We start from the raw sequence: 12,638 nt of genomic DNA, 5'->3' as shown, positions 1-12,638 counted from the left end.
ATGTATCATTCAAAAGCGAATGACAATTCTTTTACCGATTATAAACCAGCTTCTTTACGAAGTGCTTCTGCTTTATCTGTACGTTCCCATGGAAGGTCTACATCTGTACGACCGAAATGACCATAGGCAGCAGTTTTTTTATAATGTGGTTTCAACAAGTCTAACATTTCGATGATGCCTGCTGGACGAAGATCAAAATGTTTGCTTACTAATGCAGAGATTTTTTCTTCTTCGATTTTTGCAGTACCGAATGTTTCCACCATGATAGATACAGGTTTCGCTACACCAATTGCGTAAGCTACTTGTACTTCACATTTATCAGCAAGACCAGCTGCCACGATATTTTTAGCTACATAACGAGCTGCATATGCTGCAGAACGGTCAACTTTTGTAGGATCTTTACCGGAGAAAGCTCCACCACCATGACGAGCCATACCGCCATACGTATCTACGATGATTTTACGACCAGTCAAACCAGCATCACCTTGTGGACCACCGATTACGAAACGACCAGTTGGGTTGATGAAATATTTAGTATTTTCATCAATGAATCCTTCTGGAAGCACTGGATCAATCACGTATTTTTTAATATCTGCTTGGATTTGTTCCAAGGATACTTCTGGACCATGTTGTGTAGAAATAACGATAGTCTCAATACGTTTTGGCTTGCCATCAACATATTCTACTGTTACTTGTGTTTTACCATCTGGACGAAGGTAAGGCAATGTACCATCTTTACGAACTTTTGTTAATTGACGAGATAAACGATGCGCTAAGCTAATAGGCATAGGCATTAACTCTTCAGTTTCATTAGATGCGAAACCAAACATCATACCTTGGTCACCAGCACCGATTTTATCGAACGCATCACTGCCGCCTTCGCGAGATTCCAATGCTTCATCTACGCCCATTGCGATATCCGCAGATTGTTCATCAATCGCTACATTAACGCCACAAGTATCCGCATCAAAGCCAAATTTTGCACGTGTATATCCGATTTCACGAATTGTATCACGAACAATATGAGGAATATCTACATACGTTTTTGTAGTAATTTCGCCTACTACATGAACTTGGCCTGTAGTTACTAATGTTTCACAGGCAACGTGTGCTGTTGGATCTTTTTCTAAAATAGCATCCAATACAGCATCTGAAATTTGGTCAGCAATTTTGTCTGGATGACCTTCTGTTACAGATTCAGAAGTGAAAAATACATGTTTTTCTGCCATGAATAAAACCTCCAATAAAAAAATTCCTCATCACAAGATGAGGAATCATATCCCCATCTTCCGATCAAAGATCGTTGGATTTAGCACCTTCTCCCCTAAGGAATGGTTGCTGTAGCTTCAAAGGGCCTCTCCCTCCACTACTCTTGATGAGACTTGTATCATACATATAATACTTAGTTTAAAACCACTACATGTCATTATAGCACACATTTATAGGTCTGCCAAGGCTTGAATAATACGTTCTGCCACATCAAGTTTTGACATATTCGGTAAATTTACAATTTGATCTCCAGGATAAATAAAGGTCACTTCATTGGTATCCACATCAAATCCAGCGTTGGATTTACTCACATCATTAGCCACTAACATATCCAAATTCTTTTTGCGCACTTTTTCTTTTCCATAGGTAATGACATCTTGCGTTTCCGCAGCAAAACCAATTAATTTTTGATGCTCTTTGCGGTCCCCTAAGCTTGCTAATATGTCCGGATTTTTTACCAACTCTAATGTCATAGTTTCTTGTTTTTTTATTTTATTATCCGCTACTTCAGCTACACGATAATCTGCCACAGCTGCGGCCATAATCACAGCATCTGCAGAGTCATAGTGACTATCGATAGCCTCTTTCATCTCCGTAGCAGAACGAACTATAATACATTCTACCCCAATCGGTACAGCAAGATCTGTGGGAGCGGAAACCAAAATTGTCTTAGCTCCCGCTTGGGCCGCTTTTAGAGCCACTGCATATCCCATCTTTCCACTGGAACGATTCGTAATGTACCGAACTGGATCAATAGCTTCTTGCGTACCACCAGCGCTGACAATCACGGTTTTACCTTCTAATAATTCTGTTTTCCCTAAATGAAAGTCTACCCAATCCATAATCTTTTGTGGATCAGGTAAACGACCTTTTCCTTCTACCCCACATGCGAGAAGTCCGCTATCTGGTTCTAACACGTGGACACCTCTACCACGTAAGGTGCTTAAATTTTCTTGCACAGTTGGATGGGAATACATGTTACTATTCATAGCTGGACATACAAATACTGGAGCCGTTGTGGCCAACAATTGCGTCGATAACATATCATCTGCAATACCATGAGCCATCTTCGCAAGCATATTAGCCGTAGCTGGCGCTACTACATAAGCATCTGCCCAAGTTGCATAGGCAATATGCTCTACATTCCAATCCTGTACATTTTCAAACATTTCCACAGCCACTTTATGCTTACTAATTTCACCAAACACAAGAGGACTCACAAATTTAGTGGCATTTCTAGTCATTACCACTTTTACTTCTGCTCCTGCTTTATATAAACGACTTACTAAATCCACCGCTTTGTAGGCTGCAATACCTGCTGTTACACCTACTACAATATGCTTACCCTTCAAAGGTCTCACCTTCCTATAGAACTAATTCAATTAATAGACTTTCTATGCTTACCCTATTATACAGTATCTTGCTCAGTAATACATCTCTATTTTTCTCTATGAAAGTTCAAGATATGTATATCCACAAAAAAGCTGTAAACAAATTATAACGTGCATAATTGATTACAGCTTTTTTTATATGATGGATAGCAATTCCAACAATGATTAACCTTTACAATGGTAAAGACAAATGAACAACAGTTTTCACTGGTTTCTTCGTGCCATCTATTTTTTTAAAACCTAAACTAGTATATAATTCTTTTGCGTTTTCCATGCTAGGCAAACTATCTAAAAGCAGTGTTTTATACCCAAATTCACGAGCATCTTCCACTACCAGTTTTGCCATATTTGTACCTAATGAACTGTGTCTAAAAGCAGGCCGAACATACAAACGCTTCATAGCCGCTGTGTTACTATCTACATAGCGTAATGCTACACAACCAGCTGGCTTGTTATCAATGAAAGCAATATACAAAGCTTCACCTTCACCTTTGTACTTATCTTCCAGCCCATGAAACTCTCTTACACTTGCAGATACACCTAAGGATCGTACATACTCTACAAATAAATCTTTTACTTCATCAATATAATCGTGGCCATTACGAATTTCAAAATTCATAGTATACCTCCTCCTAGTATTATATGAAACTGATATTGTTAGTATTCGACGAAGTTATAAAAAGTCCTTTTAATTTCTTTCAAAATTTTAATTATGAATTATCCCTTACTGACATAGGTACATTATACTTTAAATCGATGGCATCTAACATAGGACTTCCAATACAGTAAAAACCACAAGTACATAGTATCTGTTGTATATACAAAAAAGACTGCAAGAAATATATTCCTTACAGTCTTAATGTACTTATTTATATAATGTTTGACGATTTTCTTGCAATGCTTCTAACGTACGTTCTAAATTAGATTCTACATATTTGAACACATCGCTTGCATATTGAATCGAACTATTTTTAAGTTCCTCAGAAGATTTATTAGCTTCTGCAATAATATGATTAGCATGCTCTTGTGCTTGTTTCACTAATTCACTTTCTTCTGTTAATTTTTGAATATATTCTTTTGCTTGTTCAATCAATGCATCCGCTTGTTTTTGGCCTTCTGCTACAATGCGGTCACGTTCTGCCACAATACGACGAGATTCTTCTAATTCAAGAGGCAAAGATTCTGTCAACGCATCTACAATGCGCATGATCTCTTCTTCTTCAATTAACTTTTTATTTGTCATAATCATATTGTTACTAGTAACAATCAAATTTTCTAATTCTTCTAATAATTTTTCTGTTCTCATGGCGTCCTCCTATTTTTCTAGTACTGTATTAAATTTATCTTCTAATGCTTGTTTCACAACAGGCGGTACTAAACCTTCTAATTTACCACCGAATTTAGCTAGTTCTCGTATTCCTGTAGAGCTAACAAAGGCATATTTATTATTGGTCATAATAAATACAGTTTCAATCTCATCATCTAAATATTTTGAGAATAAAGCTCGTTGAAATTCATATTCAAAGTCGCTCAGCGCACGGAGACCACGAATGATAATATGACTATCTCTTGATTTTACATAATCATTCAATAATCCCGCTCCAAAGTCCACTTCAACATTAGGAATATGTGACACAGATTGACGAATTAACTCAGCCCGTTCATCCAAGGTAAACAAGTACTTCTTATTCGGATTTTCTAAAATCACTACGATTAGCTTGTCCACTAATTTACTAGCACGCTCAAATATATCTATATGTCCATTTGTAACAGGATCAAAACTACCTGGACAAACTCCAATTCTCACGATATAAGCCCCTTTCTACGGTTCTCGACACAGAATGTCAACGCGAGTATACCCAAAGGATAAAGCTTTCACAAGCACCCACTTGGGTAATAATTCTAATGTTTCATTCTTATGGCGTTCTAAAATCAAAAAGCCATCTTCGGTAAGTAATTGTAACTCTTCCACTAAATCCAATGTTTTTTGGATATACCCTTTCTCATAAGGGGGATCTGAAAATATCAACTGAAACTGCTTTTCTTGTAACCGTGAAAGTGCCGATTCCATAGTGCATTTCATAATTTCCAATCGGTCTTCTACCTTACAATGTTGTGCATTCTTCTTAATACACGTATCAGTACGCGTATCTACAGCAATAGCATGGCTAGCCCCACGACTCAAAGATTCGATGGCTAGCGCACCTGTCCCCGAAAATAAATCTAGCACCTGGGTCTCAAAAAATCCTCTTCGACTTTGTATCACATTACAAATGCTCTCACGCACACGATCTTGTGTCGGTCTTGTATCCATACCTTTCGGAGCTTGTATGGTATGCCCTTTAGCTGTCCCTGAAATAATTCTCATACGATTTACTACCTATACCTGTATATTCTACATGATTTTACTATGGGGTACAATAGATTTTTTATGAAATCTTCCTCATAGTCTATGACTCATTACAAACTTCTTGCTTTACATCACGCATCATCAACTGCATTAGTACTTCTGCAGGAGGAACTTGATGATATAGTACCTCATACAAAGCATTGGTGATAGGCATATCGATTCCCTTTGCTTTGGCTACGTCATAAATGATACGAACTGCAAAAAAACCTTCTACCACCATCTGAGAATGGTTGATGATATCTTCCATCGTCTCTCCATCGGCTAACTTTTGACCTGCTCGACGATTTCGACTATGAGGACTCATACAGGTAGCGATTAAATCACCCATTCCTGAAAGTCCTGCATAGGTTTCAGCTTTTGCTCCCATAGCAACACCAAACTTCGTCATTTCATGAAGTCCACGAGTCAGTAAGGCTGCCAATAAATTATCACCTAGCTTCATACCATGAGCAATCCCTGCTGCTAAGGCGATAATGTTTTTTGTGGCTCCCCCTAGTTCTACGCCGATTACATCTGTATTACCGTATACTCGGAAGCTCGGTCCACCCAAGGCTTTTTGTAATGTGCCAATCGCCCCTTTATGTTGGCTTGCTACCACCGTAGCAGCTGGCAGATTACGTCCTACTTCTTCTGCATGATTAGGACCAGATAAAATAGCCGTCGCTTTCACTAAACCTTGAACTTCTTCTTCAATAACCAAGGACAATCGTTTTTCGCTATCTTTTTCCAACCCTTTAGAGCATCCTACGATAATCATAGATGGTTGTAAATATTGTTTCAACTCCTGTAGAGTACTTCGCACATAACTAGATGGTGTTACCAGTAACACCACCTCTGCATCCTCTAAGGTAGCCTCATAAGAATGTTGAAACTCTAGTGAACTTGGTAATACAACTTCTGGCAAATAAGGATTTATACGATATTCACGCAAGTAATTTGCTTTTTCTTCCGTACGGCAATACATAGTCACTTGGTGACCTGCCTCTATCCCTTTCAGAGCTAGTGCAGTCCCCCAACTACCAGATCCAATAACTGCAATTTTCATACTTACTCATCCTTTGTAATACGTTTCACAGCTAACTCTTTTCCTTGTAAAAGACGCATAATATTTTCTCTATGACGGAATACAACGAACAACGCCGCTATAGCACCAAAGATAATATATGGTAAAGGTTCAGATAAACAGTACATCACGATAGGCACTAGTGTAGCCGCTACAATGGAGCCTAGGGATACATAAGAAGTAAACTTAACAATAATAGCCCATACAGCAAAGCAAATGAACGCTGCTATTGGTGATAATGCAATGAGCACGCCCAACCCTGTAGCCACTCCTCTGCCGCCAGAAAAACCAAGAAAAATAGACCAATTATGACCAATCATAGCACATAATCCACCTACAATCATCCATTCTGGATTCGGTGAAAACAAGAGTACACCAATAGCTCCTTTCCCTGCATCACCTAAAAACACAGGTAAGGCAGCTTTCATACCTAATACGCGATAGGTATTAGTAGCACCAATATTTTTACTACCATATTGTCGCACATCAGTATGGAAAAATAGCTTTCCAATAATTAACCCTGTTGGAATAGAACCTATTACGTAGGCAAGCAAAACTAATACAGCAATTTCCATCGTTATCATTCTTCATCAGTTCCCTTCTTACCACGAAGTACTAATCGAATTGGAGTCCCTTCAAAGCCAAATGATTCACGAAGGCGATTCTCTAAGAAACGCATATAGGAGAAATGAATTAATTCTGGTTCATTCACAAATAAAATGAAGGTAGGCGGTTTTACGCTTGCCTGTGTCATATAGTAAATTTTAGGAATACGTCCACCACGAGATGGCACTGGGTTTACGGTTTGTGCATCTGATAATAGTTGGTTCAACACACTCGTAGAAATACGCATATGTTGTTGCTCAGATACATACTTAATAAGTTCTGCTAAACGATGAACGCGTTGTTTCGTCAAAGCAGAAGCAAACAAGATTGGGGCATATCGTAGGAATGCCATTTCGTCATAAATATCTTCTGTAAATCGTAGTGTAGTTTTGTCATCTTTTTCAATCAAATCCCATTTGTTGACAACGATGACTAAACCTTTACCAGATTCGTGAGCATAGCCAACAATTTTTTTATCTTGTTCAGTCACTCCATCAGTAGCATCTAATACTAAAACCACGATATCAGACCGATCAATCGCACGAAGTGACCGAACAATACTATACCGCTCTACAGGTGCATCAATACGAGATTTACGACGCATACCCGCTGTATCGATTAACACAAAATCCTGCCCATCATGACTCCAGTGGGTGTCGATAGAATCTCGTGTTGTACCAGCCACATCACTGACGATAACACGCTCTTGACCTAACAAAGCATTTGTTAAAGATGATTTACCTACATTAGGACGACCAATCAAAGCTACATGAATTGTATCTTCATCTTCCTCACTAGTACTTTGTGGAGGGAAATGTTTCACCACATCATCTAGCAAATCACCTAAGTTCATTAAATTTTTTGCAGAAATACCGATTGGATCCCCTATGCCTAAATTATAGAACTCATAAATATTGGCTTCTTGGTTCACACTATCGATTTTATTAACTACAAGAATCACAGGCTTACCGCTGGCACGCAGTAAATTAGCCACTTCTTCATCGGCAATCGTAATACCTTGTTTACCATCTACAACAAAAAGGATCACATCCGCTTCTTCAATAGCTAATTGGGCTTGAAAGCGCATCATTTTAGGAATTTCATGGCTTTCTGCAGTGATGAACTCAATCCCACCTGTGTCAATCATAGTAAATTCACGTTGTAGCCACTCCGCGTCGAAATAAATCCTATCTCGAGTTACACCTGGTATATCTTCTACAATAGAAATTCGTTTATTCACAATGGCATTAAATAATGTAGACTTCCCTACATTTGGTCTCCCTACGACCGCAACTAATGGTTTTGACATACTTTCACCTCATATTTCAACTTCCCCAAAGGAAGAGTAAAAACACATAGTTTATCAACTTATATTGTATCACATAAACGAAAGCAAAAAAAGAACAGTAAGTCCATTGGACCTACTGTTCTTCTATTATGTAGAAATTATTCAGCTTCTTCTTCAGTTGCTACTGGTTCCATTAACTCAGTTAATTTTAAACCTAATTTCTTTTCATCTTTGTTGAAAGAAATTACTTCTACTTCTACTTCTTGACCACGGCTCAAGTAGTCTTCTACTTTTGCATTGCGTTGTTTAGTCACTTGAGAAATGTGAAGTAAACCTTGGATGTCATCGTTGATAGCAACGAATGCACCATATTGAACTGTGCGAACTACTTTACCAGTTACCACGTCACCTACATGGATTGTTTCTTCTGCAACGTCCCATGGGCTTTTGGATAATGCTTTTAAAGATAAAGAGATTTTGCTGTTTTCTTCATCAAAGGATTGTAATTTAACGTCGATTTCTTGACCAACTGCTAACACGTCTTCAACGCGTTTAATTTTTTGCCAAGAGATGTCGGAAATATGAAGTAAACCTTCGATTCCTCCGATATCAACGAATGCGCCATAAGGCATGATTTTACGAACAGTACCTTTGTAAGTACCGCCAACTTCTACATTTGCTAACGCTTCTTTTAATTTAGCTTGGCGTTCCACTTCAAGTACTTCACGACGGGAAAGAACCAAACGGTTTTTCTTTTCTTCAACTTCAAGTACTTTAGCTTCGAATTCTGTACCTACTAAGTTATCAAGGGATTTCACGAAGTGAATGTCACCTTGGGAAAGTGGAATGAAACCACGTAAAGACTTAACAGTTACGACTAAACCTGCAGGAATTGCATCCACACCTTTACAGATGATTGGTTCATCTTTTTCTTGTGCTTCAATAACATATTGCCAATCTTCATCTTTAGCCAAACGAGTGATAGAAAGATAGATAGGGCTATCTTCTTTGATGTGGTTAAGGATAACAGCTTTGATTTTATCGCCTTCCTTTAACACATCTTTAGCAGAAGCTGGTGTAGGGTATGCCATTTCTTTTCTTTCTAATTGTGCTTCTGTTTTGTAGCCAAAGGATACATATGCACGTTCGTCATCGATTTGTACAACTTCCCCTTCAATCACATTACCTTTCTTAAATTCTTCTGCTTGCGCTTCTGATGCTGCAAATAATTCTGCAAAATTTTCCATCGTCTGAATGACCTCCTTAATTATCCAGTCTGGTGTCGATGCACCAGCCGTGACTCCTACTGTTGTGACGTCCTTCAACCACGTCATTTGTATTTCAGTAGCAGTTTCGATGTGGTATGTAGTACAACCTACATCACGACATACTTCTGCTAATCTAGTCGTGTTGCCAGAGTTTTTTCCACCTACCACGATCATAAGATCCACTTCCTTCGCCAATGCTACTGCAGAGTTTTGACGTTCTTCTGTAGCCTGACAAATGGTTTTGAAGATCTTTTGATCCTTAGATTTTTGTTCTAATATTTTTATTATACTTTGAAACTTAAATTGTGAAAAGGTAGTTTGTACAACAACGCCAATTTTTTCCACGAATTGAATATTTCTAGCATCTTCTTCTGTTTCTACGATAATGCCTTTATTACCTGCCCACAGATTAATACTCTTTACCTCTGGATGTTTCTTCTCCCCCAGAATGACTAAGGTTAATCCTTCATCCACTACAGACTTTGCATCTCGTTGTGCCTTCTGTACATGGGGGCAAGTAGCATCAATCACCGGTAATCCCCGTGTTTCTGCTTCTTCATATACTTCTGGACCAACCCCATGAGAGCGAATGATAATCGTACCATCTTCTACATCACTTAATTCATTAATGGCATATACACCATTATCCTCTAATCGACCAACTACTTGAGGGTTATGAATAATAGGTCCCAATGTATAACTCAAATCTTGTGAGTCTGCTGCTTTTTCTGCCATAGTAACAGCACGCTTTACGCCGTAGCAAAAGCCACAATTTTCTGCTAATCGTATTGTAAACATAGTATTCCCCTATTTATACTTACCTGCTTTATACTCATCAATCATAGTTTGGATGGCTGTTTTTACCACATCATTTACCTTTGCAATCGCTTCTACTGTTGCTTTTGCTTTTTCTACGGCAATGGGCTTTCCAATAATAACAGCTACTTCTCCACGAATCATTTTATCACTACCCACAATCGCCACCGGTACTACTGGTACGCCTGTGCGCAATGCCATCGAAGCCACTCCATCGTGAAAGCGCCCTAGGGTGTCACCCTTTTGTCGTGTCCCTTCTGGAAAAATACCAAGCATTAAATTATCCTTCAATAAATTCATAGCATGACGAATAGCTAATTTATCAACTCCACCTCGTCGCACCGGAAAGGCTCCTAGCCAAGTACAAACTAATTTAGAAATTGGATTTCTAAATAGCTCTTCTTTTGCCATGAAGTTCACATGACGTGGTAATGCAAAGCCACATAAAGGAGGGTCATTATTACTCTTATGGTTTGGAGAAATGATGACCGGCCCTTCTTTAGGTACATTTTCTTTCCCATATACCTTTGTGCCATACCACCATCCATAAACGATGGTAAACGCAGATCTCCATAAGCATTCAGAAAATTTATCCATGATGCCCTCCTAGTTCCGCTTTACGAATTAAGTCAACAAGAGTTTGAACAGTTTCTTCTATACTAAGATGATCCGTTTCTACAACCACTGCATCATCTACGCATACAAGAGGAGATTCCTTTCGATTCATATCCATGGCATCTCGCTCTGCTACAGTACGACATACTTCTTCCAAAGAGATATTCTCGGAATCTTTCAACTCCAACCAACGTCGATGCCCACGAGTCTCCACAGATGCTGTTAGATAGACTTTTAATTCCGCATTAGGTAACACAACAGAACCAATATCCCTACCATCAAGAATCACACCGCCCGCTGATGCCATGTGACGTTGCATTTCTACCAACTTAGTGCGCACTGCTTTTTGTGCAGCCACTTGAGACACGTGACTTGTCACATATTGCGTACGGATATCTTGGGATACATCTGTTCCATTTACCCATACAGATAAACCCGTTTCTTCTACACGTAGTTCTAATTGAATCTTAGACAAAGCAGCTTCTACTGCATCTACATCATCAATAGATATACCCGCATTCAGTAGTGCCCAGGTAATGCCACGATACATAGCTCCTGTATCAATATATAAATACCCTAATTTCTTGGCTACTACTTTAGAAATACTACTTTTACCTGCACCAGCAGGACCATCAATGGCTACGGAAATTCGTCGATTCATATTAGACTCCTCCTTCTGCTGCATGAGTAGCAGCTACGTAGGCTGTGGAAAAAGCAACTTGCAGATTATAGCCACCTGTGAAAGCATCAACATCCAAGACTTCTCCTGCCATATATAAACCATGCACCAATTTAGATTGCATCGTTTTGGGATCTACTTCTTTTACAGAAATGCCACCAGCTGTCACAATAGCCTCTGCTATAGGACGAGGTTTATGTACGGTAAGTCGCATATGTTGAATTGTGTCCACTAGTCGTAAGCGCTCCTCCTTTGTAATATCGTGAATAGCCTTGGTTCCTTCCAACTCTGCTAATTGACATATAACTGGAATTAATTTGGATGGCAATAAACCTTTCAATACATTTACTAATTGCTTATTTTGAGACTCACTGAAATCACGTTGTACGCGCTTATCTAGTACTTCTCGAGATAAGGCTGGTTTTAAATTGATTTCAATGATAATAGGCTCTACTTGTTTCTTGAGTAACTTTGTCACTGTATGAGAAGCAGACAAAATAATCGGTCCCGTCACTCCAAAATGGGCAAATAGCATTTCTCCAAATTGTTTTGTTTGCACTTTGTTTTTTGCAATAATAGAGACTTCTACATTTTTTAGACTCAGCCCCATTAAATCTTTCACCCAATGTTCTTTTGTTTCCAAAGGAATTAAGGATGGCCTAAGTTCCACTATGGAATGTCCCACCGAAGATGCTAATTCATAGCCATCTCCAGTGGAGCCAGTCAATGGATAGGACATCCCACCCGTAGCGATGATGGCTGCATCGCACTCATAGGTTCTTTTATCTGTTATAACACCTGTAATAGCGCCATCTCGTACGATTAAATCCTTAACACTTTCTTCTAAATGAAGTTGCCCACCTAATTTACGATACGTGTCTATAAAGGCATTGCGTACATCCGTTGCTTTATCAGACTCTGGAAATACACGGCCACCTCGCTCAACCTTAGTGGGGACACCCCAACTATTGAGCAAATGAACCATATCTTCATTCGTCCATTGTTGGTACGCACTATATAGAAATTTACCATTTCCAGGCGTTTGCTTAATAAAATCTTCTATAGGAGCCGCATTCGTCACATTACAGCGTCCCTTACCTGTAATCCCCATTTTAAGGCCCACCATCTTCATTTTTTCAATGATGCGCACAGAGGCACCTAATTGTGCAGCTCGAACGCCAGCCATAAGACCTGCAGCGCCGCCACCGATGACAATAATTTTTTTCATATGTA

Annotated in this window: 13 protein-coding genes and 1 riboswitch; all 13 genes read right to left on the bottom strand. The window is 39.0% G+C overall.

Annotated elements, in window-relative coordinates; translation table 11 throughout:
• Positions 1-38: 38 nt before the first annotated feature.
• On the bottom strand, positions 39-1,229 hold the full coding sequence (metK, locus tag EO127_RS00410; protein WP_127447549.1) for a methionine adenosyltransferase: 1,191 nt from the start codon (positions 1,227-1,229) through the stop codon (positions 39-41).
• A 50-nt stretch (positions 1,230-1,279) separates the two neighbouring features.
• Positions 1,280-1,382, bottom strand: a riboswitch (SAM riboswitch).
• A gap of 57 nt (positions 1,383-1,439) precedes the next feature.
• Entirely contained in the window at positions 1,440-2,621 is a 1,182-nt protein-coding gene (gene coaBC, locus EO127_RS00405) for a bifunctional phosphopantothenoylcysteine decarboxylase/phosphopantothenate--cysteine ligase CoaBC (RefSeq protein WP_127447548.1), read from the bottom strand.
• Between the two features lie 211 nt (positions 2,622-2,832).
• Positions 2,833-3,279, bottom strand: coding sequence for a GNAT family N-acetyltransferase (locus tag EO127_RS00400; protein WP_127447547.1), 447 nt, complete (start codon positions 3,277-3,279; stop codon positions 2,833-2,835).
• Between the two features lie 246 nt (positions 3,280-3,525).
• The gene (locus tag EO127_RS00395) at positions 3,526-3,966 is read right to left on the bottom strand and encodes an ATPase (protein WP_126938712.1); all 441 of its coding nucleotides are present in this window, start codon (positions 3,964-3,966) and stop codon (positions 3,526-3,528) included.
• A 9-nt stretch (positions 3,967-3,975) separates the two neighbouring features.
• Complete coding sequence (coaD, locus tag EO127_RS00390; RefSeq protein WP_127447546.1) at positions 3,976-4,467, bottom strand: pantetheine-phosphate adenylyltransferase; 492 nt, start codon at positions 4,465-4,467, stop codon at positions 3,976-3,978.
• A gap of 15 nt (positions 4,468-4,482) precedes the next feature.
• Positions 4,483-5,028, bottom strand: a complete 546-nt coding sequence (rsmD, locus tag EO127_RS00385) for a 16S rRNA (guanine(966)-N(2))-methyltransferase RsmD (RefSeq protein WP_127447545.1) — start codon at positions 5,026-5,028, stop codon at positions 4,483-4,485.
• Between the two features lie 82 nt (positions 5,029-5,110).
• Positions 5,111-6,115: an NAD(P)H-dependent glycerol-3-phosphate dehydrogenase gene (locus tag EO127_RS00380; protein ID WP_127447544.1), complete on the bottom strand. Its 1,005-nt coding sequence runs from the start codon at positions 6,113-6,115 to the stop codon at positions 5,111-5,113.
• A 2-nt stretch (positions 6,116-6,117) separates the two neighbouring features.
• Positions 6,118-6,708, bottom strand: a complete 591-nt coding sequence (plsY, locus tag EO127_RS00375) for a glycerol-3-phosphate 1-O-acyltransferase PlsY (protein WP_127448048.1) — start codon at positions 6,706-6,708, stop codon at positions 6,118-6,120.
• Positions 6,709-6,713: 5 nt separating this feature from the next.
• Positions 6,714-8,048 carry a ribosome biogenesis GTPase Der gene (gene der / locus EO127_RS00370; RefSeq protein ID WP_127447543.1) on the bottom strand — a complete coding sequence of 445 codons (1,335 nt, stop codon included), beginning with the start codon at positions 8,046-8,048 and terminating at the stop codon, positions 6,714-6,716.
• 137 nt (positions 8,049-8,185) lie between these two features.
• The gene (locus EO127_RS00365) at positions 8,186-10,093 is read right to left on the bottom strand and encodes a bifunctional 4-hydroxy-3-methylbut-2-enyl diphosphate reductase/30S ribosomal protein S1 (protein WP_127447542.1); all 1,908 of its coding nucleotides are present in this window, start codon (positions 10,091-10,093) and stop codon (positions 8,186-8,188) included.
• Between the two features lie 9 nt (positions 10,094-10,102).
• The gene (locus tag EO127_RS00360; RefSeq protein WP_127447541.1) at positions 10,103-10,708 is read right to left on the bottom strand and encodes a 1-acyl-sn-glycerol-3-phosphate acyltransferase; all 606 of its coding nucleotides are present in this window, start codon (positions 10,706-10,708) and stop codon (positions 10,103-10,105) included.
• On the bottom strand, positions 10,701-11,387 hold the full coding sequence (gene cmk / locus EO127_RS00355) for a (d)CMP kinase (protein WP_009353847.1): 687 nt from the start codon (positions 11,385-11,387) through the stop codon (positions 10,701-10,703). Before cmk ends, EO127_RS00360 begins: the two co-directional genes overlap by 8 nt.
• 1 nt (position 11,388) lies before the next feature.
• Positions 11,389-12,633, bottom strand: coding sequence for an NAD(P)/FAD-dependent oxidoreductase (locus EO127_RS00350; protein WP_127447540.1), 1,245 nt, complete (start codon positions 12,631-12,633; stop codon positions 11,389-11,391).
• Between the last annotated feature and the right edge of the window lie 5 nt (positions 12,634-12,638).

It is taken from the genome of Veillonella sp. 3310, assembly GCF_003999875.1.
GTDB lineage: Bacteria > Bacillota > Negativicutes > Veillonellales > Veillonellaceae > F0422.
The sequence above is the reverse complement of the archived record's forward strand: the minus strand, read 5'-3'. Positions and strand labels throughout refer to the sequence as shown.